The sequence below is a fragment of the Sphaerisporangium sp. NPDC049457 genome (assembly GCF_055586705.1).
Genome location: NZ_JBVJHR010000015.1, coordinates 208,400 through 226,227 on the forward strand (window position 1 = coordinate 208,400; position 17,828 = coordinate 226,227).

General features: G+C 72.4%; 18 protein-coding genes. 12 read left to right on the top strand and 6 right to left on the bottom strand.

All coding sequences use genetic code 11. From position 1 onward, the window contains the following. Positions 1–11 precede the first annotated feature (11 nt). The 9 genes from ACZ6QO_RS24010 to ACZ6QO_RS24050 all read left to right on the top strand — a co-directional run bounded on the left by ACZ6QO_RS24010 (position 12) and on the right by ACZ6QO_RS24050 (position 9,519). Positions 12–1,049 carry a Gfo/Idh/MocA family protein gene (locus ACZ6QO_RS24010; RefSeq protein WP_465853823.1) on the top strand — a complete coding sequence of 346 codons (1,038 nt, stop codon included), beginning with the start codon at positions 12–14 and terminating at the stop codon, positions 1,047–1,049. Then, entirely contained in the window at positions 1,046–2,026 is a 981-nt protein-coding gene (locus ACZ6QO_RS24015) for an SDR family NAD(P)-dependent oxidoreductase (RefSeq protein ID WP_465853824.1), read from the top strand. The genes ACZ6QO_RS24010 and ACZ6QO_RS24015 overlap by 4 nt, the downstream gene beginning before the upstream one ends. After that, positions 1,990–3,207 carry a glycosyltransferase gene (locus ACZ6QO_RS24020; protein WP_465853825.1) on the top strand — a complete coding sequence of 406 codons (1,218 nt, stop codon included), beginning with the start codon at positions 1,990–1,992 and terminating at the stop codon, positions 3,205–3,207. Before ACZ6QO_RS24015 ends, ACZ6QO_RS24020 begins: the two co-directional genes overlap by 37 nt. Further along, positions 3,204–4,340: a DegT/DnrJ/EryC1/StrS family aminotransferase gene (locus ACZ6QO_RS24025; RefSeq protein ID WP_465853826.1), complete on the top strand. Its 1,137-nt coding sequence runs from the start codon at positions 3,204–3,206 to the stop codon at positions 4,338–4,340. The genes ACZ6QO_RS24020 and ACZ6QO_RS24025 overlap by 4 nt, the downstream gene beginning before the upstream one ends. Further along, entirely contained in the window at positions 4,337–5,581 is a 1,245-nt protein-coding gene (locus tag ACZ6QO_RS24030; protein ID WP_465853827.1) for a glycosyltransferase family 4 protein, read from the top strand. The genes ACZ6QO_RS24025 and ACZ6QO_RS24030 overlap by 4 nt, the downstream gene beginning before the upstream one ends. Continuing rightward, positions 5,578–7,056, top strand: coding sequence for a lipopolysaccharide biosynthesis protein (locus tag ACZ6QO_RS24035; protein ID WP_465853828.1), 1,479 nt, complete (start codon positions 5,578–5,580; stop codon positions 7,054–7,056). The genes ACZ6QO_RS24030 and ACZ6QO_RS24035 overlap by 4 nt, the downstream gene beginning before the upstream one ends. Before the next feature lie 40 nt (positions 7,057–7,096). After that, complete coding sequence (locus tag ACZ6QO_RS24040) at positions 7,097–7,774, top strand: acetyltransferase (protein ID WP_465853829.1); 678 nt, start codon at positions 7,097–7,099, stop codon at positions 7,772–7,774. A gap of 1 nt (position 7,775) precedes the next feature. Further along, positions 7,776–8,873: a DegT/DnrJ/EryC1/StrS family aminotransferase gene (locus ACZ6QO_RS24045; RefSeq protein ID WP_465853830.1), complete on the top strand. Its 1,098-nt coding sequence runs from the start codon at positions 7,776–7,778 to the stop codon at positions 8,871–8,873. Between the two features lie 103 nt (positions 8,874–8,976). Beyond that, complete coding sequence (locus ACZ6QO_RS24050) at positions 8,977–9,519, top strand: hypothetical protein (protein WP_465853831.1); 543 nt, start codon at positions 8,977–8,979, stop codon at positions 9,517–9,519. A gap of 77 nt (positions 9,520–9,596) precedes the next feature. On the opposite strand, the gene ACZ6QO_RS24055 is transcribed toward ACZ6QO_RS24050, so the two are convergent. Both ACZ6QO_RS24055 and ACZ6QO_RS24060 read right to left on the bottom strand, forming a co-directional pair. Beyond that, positions 9,597–10,049: a hypothetical protein gene (locus ACZ6QO_RS24055; protein ID WP_465853832.1), complete on the bottom strand. Its 453-nt coding sequence runs from the start codon at positions 10,047–10,049 to the stop codon at positions 9,597–9,599. Beyond that, complete coding sequence (locus tag ACZ6QO_RS24060; RefSeq protein WP_465853833.1) at positions 10,046–10,519, bottom strand: hypothetical protein; 474 nt, start codon at positions 10,517–10,519, stop codon at positions 10,046–10,048. The genes ACZ6QO_RS24055 and ACZ6QO_RS24060 overlap by 4 nt, the downstream gene beginning before the upstream one ends. A 45-nt stretch (positions 10,520–10,564) precedes the next feature. Between ACZ6QO_RS24060 and ACZ6QO_RS24065 the strand changes: the two genes are divergently transcribed. Continuing rightward, positions 10,565–11,602: a helix-turn-helix transcriptional regulator gene (locus tag ACZ6QO_RS24065; RefSeq protein WP_465853834.1), complete on the top strand. Its 1,038-nt coding sequence runs from the start codon at positions 10,565–10,567 to the stop codon at positions 11,600–11,602. Between the two features lie 42 nt (positions 11,603–11,644). On the opposite strand, the gene ACZ6QO_RS24070 is transcribed toward ACZ6QO_RS24065, so the two are convergent. Both ACZ6QO_RS24070 and ACZ6QO_RS24075 read right to left on the bottom strand, forming a co-directional pair. After that, complete coding sequence (locus ACZ6QO_RS24070) at positions 11,645–12,910, bottom strand: O-antigen ligase family protein (RefSeq protein ID WP_465853835.1); 1,266 nt, start codon at positions 12,908–12,910, stop codon at positions 11,645–11,647. Between the two features lie 80 nt (positions 12,911–12,990). Then, positions 12,991–14,112, bottom strand: a complete 1,122-nt coding sequence (locus ACZ6QO_RS24075) for a YveK family protein (protein ID WP_465853836.1) — start codon at positions 14,110–14,112, stop codon at positions 12,991–12,993. A 176-nt stretch (positions 14,113–14,288) separates the two neighbouring features. On the opposite strand from ACZ6QO_RS24075, the gene ACZ6QO_RS24080 reads away from it, so the two are divergent. Together ACZ6QO_RS24080 and ACZ6QO_RS24085 are read left to right on the top strand one after the other, a co-directional pair. Then, complete coding sequence (locus ACZ6QO_RS24080) at positions 14,289–14,939, top strand: hypothetical protein (protein ID WP_465853837.1); 651 nt, start codon at positions 14,289–14,291, stop codon at positions 14,937–14,939. A gap of 182 nt (positions 14,940–15,121) precedes the next feature. After that, on the top strand, positions 15,122–15,991 hold the full coding sequence (locus ACZ6QO_RS24085) for a hypothetical protein (protein ID WP_465853838.1): 870 nt from the start codon (positions 15,122–15,124) through the stop codon (positions 15,989–15,991). A 152-nt stretch (positions 15,992–16,143) separates the two neighbouring features. On the opposite strand, the gene ACZ6QO_RS24090 is transcribed toward ACZ6QO_RS24085, so the two are convergent. Further along, positions 16,144–17,184 carry a TolB family protein gene (locus ACZ6QO_RS24090; protein WP_465853839.1) on the bottom strand — a complete coding sequence of 347 codons (1,041 nt, stop codon included), beginning with the start codon at positions 17,182–17,184 and terminating at the stop codon, positions 16,144–16,146. Between the two features lie 4 nt (positions 17,185–17,188). Continuing rightward, on the bottom strand, positions 17,189–17,806 hold the full coding sequence (locus tag ACZ6QO_RS24095; protein ID WP_465853840.1) for an acyltransferase: 618 nt from the start codon (positions 17,804–17,806) through the stop codon (positions 17,189–17,191). Between the last annotated feature and the right edge of the window lie 22 nt (positions 17,807–17,828).

Sequence of the window (17,828 nt, forward strand, 5' to 3'; positions counted from 1 at the left end):
AAGGAGTCCCGGTGACATCGATCGGCCTCGCCGTGATCGGCGCAGGCTACTGGGGACCGAACCTGGTGCGGAACGCGATGGCCACACCAGAGCTCGATCTCAGGTGGTTGTGCGACCTCGACGAGCAACGCGCGAAGGCGGTGCTCGGCCGCTACACGACGGTGAGGCCGACCGGTTCGGTAGAGGACGTGCTCGCCGACCCGGCTGTGCAGGCGGTGGCGATCGCCACCCCGGCGCGGACCCATTTCGACCTGGTCCGCGCCGCCCTGGACGCCGGCAAGCACGTCCTGGTCGAAAAGCCCCTCACTCCGACCTACGAGGAGGGCGCCAAGCTGGTCGCCCTCGCGGAGGAGAAGGGCCGGGTGCTCATGCTCGACCACACCTTCTGCTACACACCGGTGGTGCGCCGGATCAGAGACCTGATCCGGTGCGGCGACCTGGGCGAGATCCAGTTCGTCGACTCGGTGCGCATCAACCTCGGCCTGGTGCAGCCGGACGTGAACGTGCTGTGGGACCTCGCGCCGCACGACCTGTCGATCCTCGACTTCGTGCTGCCCAAGGGCGTCGAGCCCGTCGCCGTGGCCGCCCACGCCTCCGACCCCATCGGGGCGGGGCGGCCGTGCCTTGCGTACCTGACGCTCTGGTTGTCGTCGGGGGCCATGGCGCACGTCCACGTCAACTGGCTCAGCCCGACCAAGATCCGCACGACGGTGATCGGCGGTTCCCAGCGCACCGTCGTGTGGGACGACGTCAACCCCGCCCAGCGGCTCGCGGTGTACGACCGGGGGGTCGATCTGGCCACCGCCGGCGCGGACGAGCGCCGCGAGGCGCTCATCTCCTACCGGACGGGCGACCTCGTCGTACCGGCGCTCCCGGAGCGCGAGGCGCTGCGCGGCGTGATGGAGGAGTTCGCGGCCGCGATCGACGAAGGCCGGGCTCCGCTCACCGACGGCCACTCCGGCCTGCGCGTGCTGGCTCTACTGGAAGCCGCCGGGCGCAGCATCGACAATGACGGCAAGAGAATCGACCTGGGGAGTTCGACCACATGATCCAGAACAGTCGCTGCCTGATCACGGGCGGCGCCGGCACGATCGGCTCCACCATCGCCGACCAGCTTCTGGACGCGGGAGCGGCCGAGGTCGTGGTGCTGGACAACTTCGTGCGCGGGCGCAGGGCCAACCTCGCCGCCGCGGCCGCCGCGCACGGCGACCGGTTGAAGATCGTGGAAGGCGACATCCGCGACCGCGGCCTGGTCCGGTCCACCGTCGAGGGCATCGATCTGGTCTTCCACCAGGCGGCCATCCGCATCACCCAGTGCGCCGAAGAGCCTCGCCTCGCCCTGGAGGTGCTGGTGGACGGCACCTACGAGGTCGTGGAGGCCGCGGCCGACGCGGGCGTGCGCAAGGTGGTGGCCGCGTCCTCGGCGTCGGTGTACGGGCTCGCGACGCGGTTCCCCACCAGGGAGGACCACCACCCCTACGACAACGACACCCTGTACGGTGCGGCGAAGACGTTCAACGAGGGCCTGCTGCGCAGCTTCCACGCCATGCGGGGGCTCGACTACGTCGCTCTGCGGTACTTCAACGTCTACGGGCCTCGCATGGACATCCACGGCCTCTACACCGAGGTGCTGATCCGGTGGATGGAGCGCATCGAGGCCGGTCAGCCCCCGCTGATCCTCGGCGACGGGCTGCAGACCATGGACTTCGTCTACACCGAGGACATCGCGCGCGCCAACCTGCTCGCGGCCGGAAGCGACGCGACCGACGCGGTCTTCAACATCGCGAGCGCGCGGGAGACCAGCCTCAAGGAACTGGCCGAGACGCTCATGGCGGTCATGGGGGCCGACGGCCTCGGCGTGGAGCACGGCCCGGCCCGCGCGGTCAAGAGCGTGACACGCCGCCTGGCCGACGTCGGCGCCGCGGCGGAACGGCTCGGGTGGAAGGCGGAGGTCGGGCTCGAAGAGGGCCTGCGCCGTCTGGTGGCCTGGTGGCGGGCCGAGCGCGAGGCGTCGAGCGCCACGTGAACGCGCTGCTCGTCTACGCGGGCGGCACGGCCTACGACGGGGTCAAAGGGACCGACCAGCAGATGGCGGACCGCCTCAGCGGGCTGGTCGACGTGCTCTACGTCGACCCGCCCGTCTCCGTGCTCCGGCGTCCGCGCGGCGGTCACCGGCAGGGCGAGCCCGCGCGGGTGCGGCCCGGACTGTGGCGGCTCACCCCCGTCGCCCCGCCTGCCGCGCACCGTCCGGGCGTCGACCGGGTGACGGCGGCGCTGGCCCGCAGGGCCGTCCGCCGCTCGGCCCGCAGGCTCGGACGCCGGATCACCGCCGTGGTCGCGTCGGGCACCACTGACCTCCTCGGCGCGGCCCCCGGCGCGCGGACGCTGCGCTACATCACCGACGACCTGGTGGCGGGCGCGTCACTGCTCGGCATGGCCACAGAGCAGCTCTCCCGCATCGAGACGCGGATGGCCCGGAGGGCCGACCGCGTCGCGGTGGTCTCCCCCGGCCTGCTGGAACGCGCCACATCCCTGGGCCGCGACGCCGTGCTCGTGCCGAACGGCTGCGACAGCGAGGCGTGCGCCGACGTGGACGCCGCCCCGTGGCCGGACGACCTGCCCGCCGAGCTGGCCGGGACGCCGGTCGCGGGATTCGTCGGGCACATCAACGGGCGCATCGACATCTCGCTGCTGGAGTCCGTCGCCGACGCCGGCCACCCTCTGGTGCTGGTGGGGCCGCGCTCCCCCGGGTACGAGCCCGAGCGTTTCCCGGCGCTGGTGGACCGTCCCGGCGTGCACTGGGTCGGCCGCAAGCCGTACGAGAGCCTGCGGTCGTACCTGCGGGCGATCGACGTGGGGCTCACCCCGTACGCCGACAGCCCGTTCAACCGGGCGAGCTTCCCGCTGAAGACGCTGGAGTACCTCGCCGCCGGACGCGGCGTGGTGTCCACGGACCTGCCGGCGACCCGCTGGCTGGCCGCCGGCGACCTGATCCGGACGACACGGCCGGACGCGGGACGGGAAGCGCCCGCCGCGTTCGCCAAGGCGGTCGCCACCGAGCTGGCCGTGACCCGCACCACCGCGCTGGCGGACCGCCGCCAGGCGTTCGCGGCACTGCACGACTGGAATGAGCGGGTCCGCGTGCTCGCGGAGCTGCTCGACATCGATGCGACGTCACAGGCGTCAAGGAAGGTGACCGAACGATGATCCCGGTGATGCGCCCGTGGTTCGGGCCCGAAGAGGCGACGGCGGTGGCCGAGGTGATCGCCTCGGGCTGGGTCGCGCAGGGCCCGCGCGTGACGGAGTTCGAGCGCGGCTTCGCCGAGTCGGTCCAGGCGGGGCACGGCGTGGCCGTCACCTCCTGCACGACGGCGCTGCACCTGTCCCTCGTCCTGGCCGGCATCGGCGCGGGCGACGAGGTGGTCGTGCCCTCGCTGTCGTTCATCGCGACCGCCAACGTCGTGCGGCACGCGGGCGCGGAGCCGGTGTTCGCCGACATCGACCCGGTGACCGCCAACCTGACCGCCAAGACCATCGAGGCGGTCCGCACCCCGCGCACCCGGGCCGTCATCCTGGTCCACCAGGCGGGGATGCCCGCCGACGTGGACGAGGTGCGCGCCGCGTTCCCCGACCTGGTCATCATCGAGGACGCCGCGTGCGCCGCGGGAGCCACGTACAAGGACCGGCCCGTGGGCGCCGGCGCGCCGCTGGCCGCCTGGTCGTTCCACCCGCGCAAGCTCCTCACCGCCGGCGAGGGCGGGATGATCACGCTGATGGACGGCGAGCAGGCGGCACGGGCGCGGCGGCTGCGCGAGCACGGCATGAGCGTCAGCGCGGCCGATCGGCACGCCCAGGGCATCACCGCGCCCGAGCAGTACCTCGAAGTCGGCTACAACTACCGGATGACCGACCTGCAGGCGGCGGTCGGGCTGGTCCAGCTCGGCAGGCTCGGCCGGATGGTCGAACGGCGCCGCGCCCTCGCCGCCCGCTACCACGAACTGCTCGCCGGCATCCCCGGGCTGCGCATGGTGACCGACCCCGCGTACGGCACGACCAACTACCAGTCGTTCTGGGTCGCGCTGCCGGGCGACTTCCCGATGGGCCGCGACGCGCTGATGGCCTTCCTGTCCACCAAGGGGATCTCCGCGCGGCGAGGCATCATGGCCGCCCACCTGGAGCCCGCCTATGCCGGCATGTCCAACGCCGACCTGACGGCCACCGAATGGCTGACGGCCAACTCGCTCATCCTCCCGCTGTTCCACACGATGACCGAGAACGAGCAGGACCAGGTGGCGGAGGCGATGCACGCGGCGGCGGCCGGCCAGGGCAGGCCGGCATGACCCGTCGCATCCTCGTCTACCCGCACTCCATGGAGGTGGGCGGCAGCCAGCTCAACGCCGTGGAACTGGCCGCCGCCGTGCAGCGGCTCGGCCACGAGGTGACCGTCATCAGCGAGCCGGGCCCGCTGGTGCGCAACGTGACCGACGCGGGTCTCGAGCACATCGAGCTCGACCTGTACCGGCGCCGCCCGTCGCGGACGACCATCCGCCGGCTGCGGTCTCTGGTGGACTCCCGGGGCATCGACGTCGTCCACGGGTACGAGTGGCCGCCCGGCGTGGAGGCCTACTACACGGCGGTGGGCGGGATGGGGTCCGGCGCGAAAGGGCCGGGGCGCGCCACGGCCGTCTGCACGGTCATGTCACTGGTGGTCGCTCCTTTCCTGCCGTCGTCGCTTCCGCTGGTGGTCGGCACGCGGGAGATCCAGGAACGCGCCGCGCCGCACTACCGCCGGGTACACCTCATCGAGCCGCCCGTGGACGTCACCGCCAACGCCCCCGGCCACCCCGCGGACGACTTCCGGGAGAAGTACGGCCTGACCCCGGGGCCGATGGACATCGTGGTGGTCTGCCGGCTGGTGCCCGAGCTGAAGCTCGAAGGCATACTCACCGCCGTCGACACGGTGGGCCGCCTGGCCGCCGAGCTCGACCTGCGGCTGATCGTGGTCGGGGACGGCACGTCCCGCGCGGAGGTCGAGGAGCACGCCGCGGCCGCCAACGCGGCGGCGGGCCGCCGGGTGGTGGTGCTGACCGGCGAGCTCACCGACCCGCGCCCCGCCTACGCCGCCGCCTCGGTCTGCCTGGGCATGGGCGGCTCCGCGCTGCGCTCGCTGGCCTTCGCCAAACCGCTCATCGTCCAGGGCGAACGCGGCTTCTTCGAGTTGCTCACCCCTGAAAGCGAGCCGCTGTTCCTCAGCCGGGGCTGGTACGACCTGGGCGCCGGGCGCGAGGAGGGCCCCGCCCGGTTCGAGGCGGCGGTGCGGAAGCTCTACGGCGACCCCGCGCTCCGCGACCGGCTCGGCGAGTACGGCAGGCGGCTGGTGACCGGCCGGTTCAGCCTGGAGAGCGCCGCCCGGGTGCAGCTGGACATCTACGAGCAGGCCATCGCCGAACGCCCCTCCACGCGCGAGGCCATCAGCACCGCGCACGGCGTGGCGGCGCACAAGCTGCGCCGCCGCTACCAGCGGCTGCGGGGCACGCAGGCGCGCGACGACTTCAACGCGGTCGCCAAGGAGCCCGGGTGACGGGCACTCCGCCCGCCTCCCCCGGCGCGGCGGCGGAGGAGGCAGGAGAGTCGGTGGCCTCGCTCACGGCGAGGGCGCGGCGCGCCCTCGGCTGGAGCCTGGTCAGCACCATGGGCGCCAGATTCGGCACACTGGCCATCGGCATCGTGCTGGCCCGCGTGCTCGGCCCTCTGGAGTTCGGCACGTTCGCCGTGGCCCTGGTGGCGTTGCTCGCCATGCTCAGCGTCAACGAACTGGGGGTCAGCCTCGCGATCGTCCGCTGGCCGGACGACCCCCGGCGGATCGCCCCGACGGTCACGACCCTGGCCACGGCCTCCAGCGCGGTCATCTGCCTGGCGGTGCTGGCCGTGGCGCCCGCGTTCACCGAGGCCATGGGCAACCCCGCCGCCACCGGCCCGGTGCGCGTGCTCGCGCTGAGCGTCCTGATCAACGGGGTCGTCTCCACCTCGGCCGCCCTCATGCAACGGGAGTTCATGCAGGGCCGCAAGGCGATCGTCGACCAGGTGGACAGCTGGCTCGGCGCCGCGGTGTCGCTGGTGCTGGCCCTGCTCGGCTGGGGGGCGATGAGCCTGGCGGTGGGCCGGGTCTGCGGCTCGCTGGCGGGCGGCACGTTGTGCGTGGTGTTCGCCCCGCATCGCCTGCGGTTCGGCTTCGACCGGGACGTCGTCCGGCGGCTCCTGCGGTTCGGGCTGCCGCTCGCGGGCTCGTCCCTGGTGGTCTTCGCCGCGGGGTACGTCGACCAGATCCTCGTCGGGCATCTGCTCGGCCCGGTCGCCCTCGGCTTCTACGTGCTGGCCTTCAACCTGTCCGGCTGGCCGATCACGGTCTTCTCGCAGCCCGTGCGCGCCGTGGCGCCCGCGGCCTTCGCGCGGCTCCAGCACGACCGGCCGACGCTGAACCGGGCGTTCCTCACCACCGCGGGCCTGCTCGTGGGACTCACCGCGCCGGTGTGCCTGCTGCTCAGCGGCAGCGCGCCCGCGCTGATCCGGTTCGTGTACGGCGAGGCGTGGCAGCCCGCGGCGGACGTGCTGGCCTGGCTCGGCGTGTTCGCCGCGCTGCGCATCCTGTCCGAGCTGATGTACGACTATCTCGTCGTGCTGGAGCGTTCGCGCGCGGTCATGGCCATCCAGGTGCTGTGGCTGTGCGCCCTGGCCCCGGCCGTCTACGTCGGCATCCAGGCGGGCGGGCTGCGGGGGGCGCCCATCGCGCTGGTCGCGGTGTCCACGGCGGTCGTGCTCCCCGCGTACCTGGTGCAGCTGGGCCGCACCGGCGTGAACGCGGGGCGGTTGCTCGGCGGGTTCCTCCCCGGGATGCTCACCGCCGCCGCGGTGTACGCCGTGACGGTGACGGCCGTGCGCCTGATCCCCGTCGACCTGCTCGCCCTGGCCGTCGCCGGTCTGGCGGGCGCCGGAGCGGCGGCGCTGTACGCCTACCGCAACCGGCGGGTCCTGCGCGACATCAGAGAGGCGACGTGACCTGGACCGGCAGGCCCATCGACGGCGAAAGGCCCATGGCATGACCCCTCTGCTCATCGTGGGCGCGGGCGGCTTCGCCCGGGAGACCGCCCAGCTCGTCCTCGACCTCAACGAGGCGGCCCCGGCCTGGGAGCTGCTCGGGCATCTGGACGACGACCCGGCGCGGCACGGCGCGACGGTCGACGGGGTGCCCGTGCTCGGCGGGACCGAGGAGATCGCCCGTCATCCCGGCGCGAAGCTCGTCGTGTGCACCGGAAGCCCGCGCGACTACGGCAGCCGCGCCCGCATCGTCCGCCGCCTCGGGCTGCCCGGCGACCGGTACGCCACGCTGATCCACCCGAGCGTCTGCGTGTCCCGGTCCTCGACGGTCGGCCCCGGGACGGTGATCATGGCGCATACCGTGCTCACGGCGGCCGTGAGCGTCGGCGCGCACGTCACCGTCATGCCGCACGTGACGCTCACGCACGACGACGTGCTCGGCGACTTCACCACGCTCGCCGCCGGCGTGCGGCTGGCCGGGGCCGTCCGCGTCGGCGCCGGGGCCTACCTCGGCTCCGGGGCGCTGGTCCGCGAGAACCGTACGATCGGCTCCTACGCCCTGGTCGGCATGGGATCGGTCGTCACCCGCGACATCCCCGACCGCGAGGTCTGGGCCGGCGTGCCCGCCCGTTTCCTGCGTCCCGCCACCGTCACCGTCCCCTCCCCCATGGAGCACTGACATGATCCCGTTCGTCGATCTGCGCGCCGCGCACGCCGAGGTGGCGGAGGAGGTGGCCGAGGGCTTCGACCGGGTGCTCCGCGACACCGCGTTCGTGCAGGGCCCGGACGTCGCGGCCTTCGAGGAGGAGTACGCCGCCTTCTCCGGCGTGCCGCACTGCGTGGGCGTGGGCAACGGCACCGACGCCATCGAGCTGGCGCTGCGCGCGCTGGACCTGCCCGCAGGGAGCGGCGCGGTGCTGCCCGCCAACACCTTCGTCGCCACCGCCGAGGCCGTCGTCCGCGCCGGGCTGCGCCCCGTACTGGCCGACTGCGACGACGACCACCTGCTGCTCGACCCGGAGTCCGCGGCCGCCGCCGCCGGGCCGGACGTCTCGGCGATCATCCCGGTGCACCTGTACGGGCAGCTCGCGCCCATGGCGGCCGTCCACGAGGTCGCCCGGGCGCGCGGCCTGGCCATCGTGGAGGACGCCGCGCAGTCGCAGGGCGCCGAGCAGGCAGGGCGTCCCCCGGCCGGCCTGGCCGCCACCAGCTTCTACCCCGGCAAGAACCTCGGCGCGTACGGCGAGGCGGGGGCGGTGCTGGCCTCCTCGGCCGGGGTGGCGCGGGCCGTCCGGCTGCTCACCAGCCACGGCAGCGAGGTGAAGTACCGGCACGAGACGCTCGGGTTCAACTCCCGTCTGGACACTTTGCAGGCGGTCGTGCTGCGGGCGAAGCTGCGGCGGCTGGCCCGGTGGAACGAGCTGCGCCGCGCGGCGGCCGACCGGTACGACGCCCTGCTGTCGGGCATCGAGGGCGTGCGTCCGCCGCGCGTCGCGCCGGGCAACACCCACGTGTGGCACCTGTACGTGATCAGGGTGCCCGAGCGCGACCGGGTGCTGACCGGGCTCCAGGAGGCCGGGGTACAGGCGCAGATCCACTACCCGGTGCCGGTGCACCTGCAGCCGGCGTTCCGCGGCCTCGGCCACGGCCCCGGCGACTTCCCGGTGGCCGAGAGGGCCGCGGGCGAGATCCTCTCGCTGCCCATGCACCCCCACCTCACCGCGGACCAGCAGGAGCGGGTGGCCGAAGCCCTGGACAAGGTCCTGCGCCAGCTGTAGCGGCCGTCGCGCCTCGCCCGCGCGCGCTCCAACGCTCCTCCCGTTTGAGGAGTGATCACAAAAGCCCCTCCGCATGCACCCCCTTGTGGTGGGATATGCCGATATGGAGCGCGCGCGGCAGCTGGTGGGCGAGATACTGCTCTACTGTTTCGTGGCCGTCCTGCTCACCGGCGCCTGGCTCGCCTACTACTTCGAGCCGAGCGGCCAGTTGGTGGCCTACGACGGCTCCTACGCCCCGCTGCGCGGCACCCCCCTGAGCAGCGCCTACCAGTCCACCCTGAAGCTCAGCTGGGACGTGCCCGGCGGCCTGGGCGTACGTCAGCTGCACCACGGCTCCTTGGCCGTACTGCTCGCGGGGACCGTGCTGTGGACCCTGCTCGGCCGCTGGCGGTACGGGCTCGCCGCGCTGGGCCTGTGCGTACTCAGCGCGCTCGCCGGCTATGGGTCCGCCGACGACCTGCTGAGCGGCACCTTCCTGGCGAACGTCCCCATCCCCGTGTGGTTCGGGCTGCACCTGTCGGCGGCGGCGGCCCTCGGCGCCGTCCTGGTCGTCTCCTCCCGGAAGGAGGCCGCGGAGCACCCGAGAGGCGTCCGGTTCGTCGTGCTGAGCATCTGCCTCGCCGCACTGGCCATCTACGTCCTCTGACCCGCGGCGCCCCTCGGACGCGGGCGGGTTCCGCCGCCTCGCGGCGGCGTGCGAGGCCGGGAGGCGCGGCGGCGGGGTCAGGAGGCCCTGGTGGACTCCATGATCCAGTTGGTCTCCCAGGTCCGCCCGCCGTCGTAGGAGAACGCCTGCTCCCACCGGCACGACTCCCGGGTGATGTCCGACCAGGTGTAGCGCACCTTGATCGGCACGCCGTCATCGAGGTCGTCGGCGTAGAACCGGCCCACTCCGTCGACGAACCGGCCGACGACCGGAACCGGATCCAGGCCGCGCGTGCTGTTGGCCCAGTGAAGCGACCACTCGCCGCTTTCCGGGTTGTACACGCGGACCGTCGCGCCGTCGAACCCCCTGTCCGGGAAGGTGATCTCGTCGAAGTTGCCGGCCCCGTCCCAGAAGCGGTGCGCCACCGAGCGGCCGGGGAACTCCTCCCACTCCGTGCATCCGGCGTTCCGCTTCACGAGCCGGCGGTTGGCGACGTCCCACGTGCCGACGTAGAAGTCGAAGTCGTTCACAGTCCCACCATTCCTTCCGGACGCACGTCGGCGAGGTAGCCGTCGAGGTCGGGGGTCTCCTTGACGAACATGTGCCGCACCCACGACGACCGCTCGTGCTCCAGGACGGGCAGCTCCCACACGCACCCGGCCCAGCGCCGCGTCTCGGGCACGAAGTGCGCCGGGTCCTCGTCGGGACAGTCCACGGCCGGCTGGCCGGCCGCGGCGGTGCGCACCTCGACCACGTTGTCCCAGGCCCAGGTGTAGGCGAGCAGGTAGGCGCCGGTGTCCCCGCCCCTGTGGAGGACCACCCAGCCGGCCGGGGAGTCGGCGGCGGGCGCGGGTACGAGCCGTGGCAGGAACTCGTAGGCCGCCTTCTCGACCTCCGGCTCGATCGGGCGCTCGGGCCGGTCGACGTGGTAACGCTTGTACGGACGGCCGCCCACGACGATGGGGGCGAGCGGCCGCATGTTCTTCTCGATGAACGCCATGAACGGACCGTACGGCCCGTCCACTGACACGTAATGTCAGTGGATATGCGCGCTTCTCGGCTTCTGTCCATCCTGCTGATGCTCCAGTCGCGCGGGCGGATGACCGCCGGGGAACTGGCCGGCGAACTGGAGGTCAGCGTCCGCACCATCTACCGCGACGTGGAGTCGCTCCATGCCGCCGGCATCCCGCTGTACGGCGAGGCCGGCCACCAGGGCGGGTACCGGCTGCTGGACGGCTTCCGCACGCGGCTGACCGGGCTGACCGGCCAGGAGGCGCAGGCGCTGTTCCTGGCCGGGATGCCGGGACCGGCCGCCGAGCTGGGCCTCGGCGCGCTGGCCGCCGCGGCCGAACGCAAGATCGAGGCCGCGCTGCCGCCCGACCTGCGGGCGGGCGCCCGGCGGATCCGCGAGCACTTCCACCTGGACGCGCCCGGCTGGTACCACGACGGCGACGAGGTGCCCCACCTGCCGGAGGTGGCGGGCGCCGTCTGGGACAGGCGGGTCATCACCGTGCTCTACCGCCGCTGGGCCGAGCCGTCGGAGGTGGAACGGACGCTGGAGCCGTACGGGCTCGTGCTCAAGGCCGGGAAGTGGTACCTCGTGGCCCGAAGCGGCGGCGCGATGCGGACCTACCGCGTCAACCAGATCCTCCGCCTCCAGGTGACGGACGAGACGTTCGCCCGCCCGGAGACCTTCGACCTCGCCGGCCACTGGCGCGCGCACCTCACGGACTTCCGGTCGCGGCTGTTCCAGGGCCACGCCGTCATCCGGCTGTCACCGGCGGGGCGCGAGCGGCTCAGGGACGTGATGAGCTCCGCCGTGATCGGCGCCGTGGACGAGACGGCCGGCCCGCCCGACGACCGGGGCTGGATCACCGCCACCGTGCCGATCGAGTCGCTCACCCACGCCCACGGCGAGTTCCTCAAGCTCGGCGCCGAGGTCGCCGTCCTGGAACCCGCCGAACTCCGCCGGCGGATGACCGACACCGCTCACGCCCTCGCCGCCCTCTATCCGCGCGGCCACGACGCGACACGACCGACGACGGGGCCGACGACACGGCCGACGAAGGAGCCGGCGACGTGACCGCCGCGGGCGCCGCCGGCCGCGCCGGGGCCGGCGAGCGGTCTAGAACGCCGGTTCGCGCGGCGGCTGGGTCTTGAGACGCCAGAGGGCGCCGCAGAAGCCGAGGATGAGGAACATCACGTAGGTGATCATCGGGAAGCCGAACGCGTCGAAGGTGCCGAAGCCGAAGATGGCGACCGCGGACGAGGCGGCGAGACACTGCGCGAGGTGCCGGGTCTCCTCGTCGGCGGCGGCCCGCCGGGCGCGCCGGGCGAGCGACCATCCGGCCAGCAGGAAGACGACGAGCGCGGCCACGCCGAACAGTCCCATGTCGAGCGCGGACATCAGGTACTGGTTGTCGATGACGCGGTACATGCGCGGCAGATAGGTGTTGAACCCCTGCCCGAAGATCGGCCGTTCCGAGACCGCCTGGATCACGGCCTGGTAGTCACCGGTGCGGGTGGTGGAACTCTCGTCCGACCCGATGACCGAGACCAGGTTCAGCACGGTGCCGATCAGACCGGGGATCATGAGCCGCATCACGATCGCCCCGGCGCCGAAGATCAGCACCGCCCTCAGCCGCCACTCCGCCGGCCAGGTCGGGAGCAGCACCAGCATGACGATGAACAGACCGAGGATGGCCGAGCGCGAGACGCTCATCGGCAGCACGCCCGCGATCAGCGCGACCATCAGCCAGCGGTTCCTGCGGCGTTCCGGCTCGCGGCAGTAGAGCGCTCCATGCAGCGCGAGCGGCAGGACGGCGGCGAGCGTCACGCCCAGCTCGATGGGGTGGGTGGCGGTGCCGGACGGCCGGAAGAAGCCGTCCCGCTCGAACAGCACCGACGAGCTGTTCTCCACGAAACCGGGCAGGGCCAGGTACTGGGTGATCTCGATGCCGCTGAAGAACTGGATCATGGCGACCAGCGCGGCGAACGACGCCCCCATCACCAGACGGTGCCGCAGGGTCTCCAGCCGGTCCATGCTGTTGATCCCGTCGGCCGTGACCAGGGCGACCCCGGCCCACCCCGCGACGAGCACGAGGCCGAGATCGGCCACGTTCAGCTCCTCCGGTGACAACGGCCTTGTCATGCCCGCCACGTAGCTCGCGAGAACGGCCATGCAGAACAGGCCGATGACCAGCCGCACGGGCTGCTTGCCGCGGACCGGGGTCCACCTGGGGGACAGGGTGGACATCAGATACCAGACGAGCAGGAGCACGGCCACCAGCGAGGCCGGCATCCCCGCCGCGCCCAACGGGCCGATGACGTACCGCGCCGGCATGACGAACAGGACGATCAGGAAGAACGTCATGATCGTCACGGGATCCACGCGCGCCTTGGGCGGCCTGACCGCGAGACCATGCCCACGGGGATGGGAGGCCGACGAGTGGACCCGTTGGAAGGTGCTGGTCACCGACTCGGCCTGGTGGGGTCGAACACGACGTACGGCTCGTCGTCGGAGTCGCCGTCGGGCTGGGGACGCCTCCCGGCGCGCCCGGCGCCGGAGACCGGGCCGCCCTGCCCCGGCCTGGCGGTGTCCGCGGGGGCGGACCTCGCGCCGGAGGAGGAGCCCTGAGAGGCGGCGTTGTCGTCCGGGCGGCCGTAGCGATCGTCGTTCGCCCGCACGACGGACATCGGGGCCGTGTAACCGTCCTCGACGGAGTCGGCCCAGGGGTCACGCGGCTCGGCGGCCGGCGTGTGCTTCGCCGGCGACGGCGGGGCGGCCACCCTGCGGTCGTACAGCCGGGGCTCGGGCGGCTCGACCGACCTCGGGGCCCGCGCGGGCGGCCGGCTGCGCGGCACGGCGCCGGACACGGGACGGGAGACGGCGCCACCGGCGGAACGCGGGACGCGCGACGCGGGACGGGCGGGGCCGGCCGGGGGCTGCCCCACCCGCGACATGACCGACGGATCGGGCTCGGTGAGCCTCCTGCGCTTCTGCGCCAGCGACTCCAGGAACAGCGGCACGCCAAGGGTGAGCAACATGCCGGCGGCGAAGATGATGACCAGAAGCCTGATCTTCTTCTCGGGGGTCAGCTCGGCCTTGTCGGAGGAGGTGACCAGCTCGGCCCGGATGGTGGCGTCGGGCAGGATCGCGGACTTCTGCTGCATCTCGGTCAGCCGCTGCTGGCTGAGCGTCGCGAGCGTCTCCATCGTGGCCTGGGCGATCTTCGGGTCGGGACCGGTGGCCGTGATGTCGAGCAGCGGGCCGCGCGAATCCTGCGCCAGGCCCACCGTGAAGTCGGCCGTCTTGCCCTTGTCCTTGAGCATCTGCAGCGTGCGCTCGTCGCTCATCCCGCGGGAGATCACCTCGGCCGTGATGGTCAGCGAGCCGTCGAACGCCAGCCAGGGGTTGCCGCCCACCGGCTGGGAGCCCTTCCTGGACGACAGGAAGACCACCGTGGCCTTCGACTCGTACTGCCAGGGGATCGCCACCACCGCCCCCACCGTTGCCGCGAGCGTTACGACGAGCAACGTCACCGTGACCGGCCACCGCCGAAGCAGCGCACGCAGCGAATCAAGCAGGTCCATAGTGTCCTTTCACCCCCGCCCGGCGTGCCACCTGTCTGCCATCCCACCCCGCCGAGCCGCCGAGATAGGACGCGCGAACGCCTCGGCACGTTGCCATCCCCGTCAAGTGTTTCCTCTTGGCGCTTTCTTTACCAGGCCTGTCCCGAAACTCCGTACCTCTGTGCCACGATGTGTCGGTGCGAAGGCGAGTTGTGGTGAGGTACTTCTGCCTGACGCTGGTATTTCTCGCCGCCGGGTCCGCGGTGTTGTGGGTGAGATACAGGTCGCCGCTTTACCAGAGTTCGGTGACGGTGGCGTTCGTGACCAAGACGACCCACTTCCGGGGGCAGGTCTACGACCACTTCACCGACAACCACATCTACATGACGCTGGCCACCGGAAAGTTCTTCGACAATCCCTCCACCCGGGAGCAACTGCGCAGCATGGGGGGCACCGCCCAGTTCTCCTACGAGGTGGCGCATTGGGGTAACGAGGAAGTCCCGGTGTACGGCCAGCCGTACGCCACGATGCGGGCGCTCTCGCGCGACCCCAAGGCGTCGATCGACACGCTCAATCTGGCGCTCCGGATGCTCACCCAGAAGGTGCAGCGGTTGCAGACCTCGGCGGGCGCCAACGGCAAAGTGATGATCAAGTGGGAGGCCATCGATGCCGTCAAGGGGCCGGAGCTGCAGTCCCTCCAGAAAAGCCGCGCGACCGTCGGCATCGGACTGATGACCATTCTCGGAGTGGTCGGGGTCGTGTCCTTCAGCCGGCCGCGGGAAAGGCCGTCCTCGCCCCGTCGTGACCACCAGCGCCTCCACCCGGGGCCGCCGGCCGCCCGCCACTGAGCCTCCTCCGCACCGCCGCCCCCGCCGCACCGCCACCGCCGCCCGCCCGCCGCACCACCGAGCCCCGCACCGAGCTTCGGGCGAATCCGCCTGGAGCGTTCCGACGATCATGATCTGGAGCTCCCGTGCCCGCTTCCCGCCCCCCCGCGTCATCGCGCCGTCTCAGCCGGCTCGTCACGACCATGGCACTCGGCGGCGCGCTCCTCACGGCCTGCGGGGCGAGCGAGGCCGAGGAGAGCCCCGGCGCGATCCCGACGAAGCCCACCGTCCTGTCCGACGGCCGGCCGGACGTCTCTCGCCACCCCTCCGCCCGCACCACGGGCCCGCGAGCGGGCACCGACTTCCGCGTGCTGGGCGAGACGACGGTCAAGAAGGACGGCGAGGTCGTCGAGAACGCCGAGATCCACGGCAAGCTCAACATCGAGGCCGACAACGTCGTGGTGCGCAACGTCCGCGTCATCGGGGAGGGCGACTGGGCGATCATCCAGCGCAACGGCTTCTCCGGCGCCGTCATCTCCGACGTGGAGATCAAGGGCGACGGCGCCACGAAGGTCGACACGGCCGTGCTCAACCAGGGCGGGCAGATCACCGTCCGCCGGGCGAACATCCACACCGTCTCGAACGGCATCGTCACCGACCACGGACTGATCGAGGGGTGCTACCTGCACGACTTCAAGGAGTACCCCGGCGACCACGTCGACGCGATCCAGGTCGGCGGGTCGCCGATGAAGGGCCTGTCGCTCACCGTGCGGTACAACGTCATCCTGAACCAGCTGGGAGAGACCTCCGCGATCATCCTCGGCCAGGACTTCAGCCGCACCCACAGCGTCCTGATCCAGAACAACCTGCTCGCCGGCGGCGGATACACCGTCTACGGCGGCGAGGGGAAGTTCGGCGTGCCCACCGACATCAAGATCGTCGACAACGTCTTCAGCCGCCGGTTCTTCCCCAAGGGCGGCCTGTACGGCCCCGTGGCCTACTTCACGGACAAGGGGAAGGGCAACGCCTTCACCGGCAACATGTGGGAGGACGGCAAGCCACTGGCCTCCTGAGCGCGCACCGACCCTCGACGGCGCTCACCCCGCGCCCAGGGGCGCATCCGGCACTCACCCGGCGCCCCCCTGCGCCCTTCCGCTGCTCCTCCGGCGCCCACCCTGCGTCCCTCCGGTGCTCGCCCGGCGCTCACCCCGCGCTGATCCTGCGCTCATCCGGTGCTCGCCCGGCGCTCATCGGCGCGGACGTGCCGCGCGGGCGAGAAGGCGTCCGCGGCGAGAAGGGCGGGCGCCCCCGAGCCGTCGGCGGGCACCCGCCACACGTCGGTGGTGTCGCCGCGAAGCCGGTCGTACATCACCGAGCCGTCGTCGTACCACGCGGCCTGGTCGTCCACGTTCGCCGGCTCCGCCAGAGCCGTCTCGCGGCCGCTGCGCAGGTCGAGCACGTGCAGCCGCCATGGGCTCGACTGGTCGCCGGTGCGCTTCTTGTACGCGAGCCGCGTGCCGTCCGGGGAGAGCGACGGGCATTCGGGCCCCTCGCGCAGGAGGGTCATGCGGCCGGCGGCGAAGTCGCCCTTCACCAAATACACCCTGCCCTTGGTGGAGACGGTGGCGTAGAAGGTGTTGTCGTCGGATGCGAACGTGACGCCCCAGTAGTTGAGGTCGATCGCCCGCTCGGGTTCGCCGTCGCGGTAGAGGGTGAACTTCTCCAGGCTGTCCACGACCTTGCCGGTGCGGGTGTCCAGCACCCCGGTCCGGGTGGCGAACCCCACGCTGAGGTAGGAGTCGCCCGTCGTGAACACCGTCCAGGAGATCATGCGGCCGCTGGCCGAGACGCGGGCCCGGCTGGGCACGCCGGGCAGCGCCACACGGCGCACCTCGTGCAGATCGGCGTCCAGGACGACCGCGTCGGACTTGGTCACCACACCGGGGACCAGCCGAAGGCACACGGCGGTGCGCGCGGCGGCGTAGAACCGCCGGCAGCTCACTCCGGTCGAGCGGACGCCGCCCCCGCCGCCCGCGTACACGATGCCGCTGTCCGCTCCGGGACCGGCGCGGACGACGTACAGGTCGTCGCGGTCGCCGAGCCGCACCGCGACAGGACTGGGGACGCCCTGGCCTCCGGATACCCGGGCGGCGGCCGCGGTCTGGCCGGCGCCGCGGGCCCGCAGCACCACGACCACGACGACGGCGACCAGGACGACGACGGCCACGGCGGCGACGGCCGCACGGGCCTTGACGGACGGTCTCATCGGCTCAACGACGATCGTCCGCCGTGACCGGCCCGGAGAGCAGGCCGTCCCGCTCCTGGTACACCTCGTCGGTGGCCGGGCAGCGCCAGCGGCCGTCGCCCATCGCCACGAGCGTCACCCCCGCACGCCCCACCCACCCGACCCTGCGGGCGGGCACCCCGGCGACCAGCGCGAAGTCCGGCACGTCCCGGGACACCACGGCCCCGGCGGCGACCAGCGCGTGACGCCCGATCGTCTTCCCCGCCACGACGACCGCGCGAGCGCCGATCGAAGCGCCCTCGCGCACGGACACCCCCTGCGCGGGCCAGTCGCCGTCACGCTTGAGCGTGCCGTCGACGGCGGTCGACCGCGGGTACACGTCGTTGGTCAGCACCGCGGCGGGCCCGATGAAGACGCCGTCGCCGAGCACGGCCGGCTCGTACACCAGCGCGTAGTTCTGCAGCTTGACGTTGTCCCCGATCACCACGCCAGGCCCGACGTACGCGCCGCGGCCCAGGATGCAGTCGCGGCCGAGCACGGCCTTCTCGCGCACCTGGGCGAGGTGCCAGATCGTGGTGCCCTCGCCGATGCCCGCCGTGGGATCGACGTCCGCGGTCGGTGCGATCTTCACTTCACTCGCCATTCCGGCCTTCTACTCCATTTCC

Bases quoted from the DNA above. Each gene is read 5' to 3' on its own strand.
- ACZ6QO_RS24015 (WP_465853824.1), top strand. From the start codon at position 1,046: ATGATCCAGAACAGTCGCTGCCTGATCACGGGCGGCGCCGGCACGATC.
- ACZ6QO_RS24025 (WP_465853826.1), top strand. From the start codon at position 3,204: ATGATCCCGGTGATGCGCCCGTGGTTCGGGCCCGAAGAGGCGACGGCG.
- ACZ6QO_RS24030 (WP_465853827.1), top strand. From the start codon at position 4,337: ATGACCCGTCGCATCCTCGTCTACCCGCACTCCATGGAGGTGGGCGGC.
- ACZ6QO_RS24040 (WP_465853829.1), top strand. From the start codon at position 7,097: ATGACCCCTCTGCTCATCGTGGGCGCGGGCGGCTTCGCCCGGGAGACC.
- ACZ6QO_RS24045 (WP_465853830.1), top strand. From the start codon at position 7,776: ATGATCCCGTTCGTCGATCTGCGCGCCGCGCACGCCGAGGTGGCGGAG.
- ACZ6QO_RS24050 (WP_465853831.1), top strand. From the start codon at position 8,977: ATGGAGCGCGCGCGGCAGCTGGTGGGCGAGATACTGCTCTACTGTTTC.
- ACZ6QO_RS24060 (WP_465853833.1), bottom strand. From the start codon at position 10,519: ATGGCGTTCATCGAGAAGAACATGCGGCCGCTCGCCCCCATCGTCGTG.
- ACZ6QO_RS24065 (WP_465853834.1), top strand. From the start codon at position 10,565: ATGCGCGCTTCTCGGCTTCTGTCCATCCTGCTGATGCTCCAGTCGCGC.
- ACZ6QO_RS24075 (WP_465853836.1), bottom strand. From the start codon at position 14,112: ATGGACCTGCTTGATTCGCTGCGTGCGCTGCTTCGGCGGTGGCCGGTC.
- ACZ6QO_RS24085 (WP_465853838.1), top strand. From the start codon at position 15,122: ATGGCACTCGGCGGCGCGCTCCTCACGGCCTGCGGGGCGAGCGAGGCC.
- ACZ6QO_RS24090 (WP_465853839.1), bottom strand. From the start codon at position 17,184: ATGAGACCGTCCGTCAAGGCCCGTGCGGCCGTCGCCGCCGTGGCCGTC.
- ACZ6QO_RS24095 (WP_465853840.1), bottom strand. From the start codon at position 17,806: ATGGCGAGTGAAGTGAAGATCGCACCGACCGCGGACGTCGATCCCACG.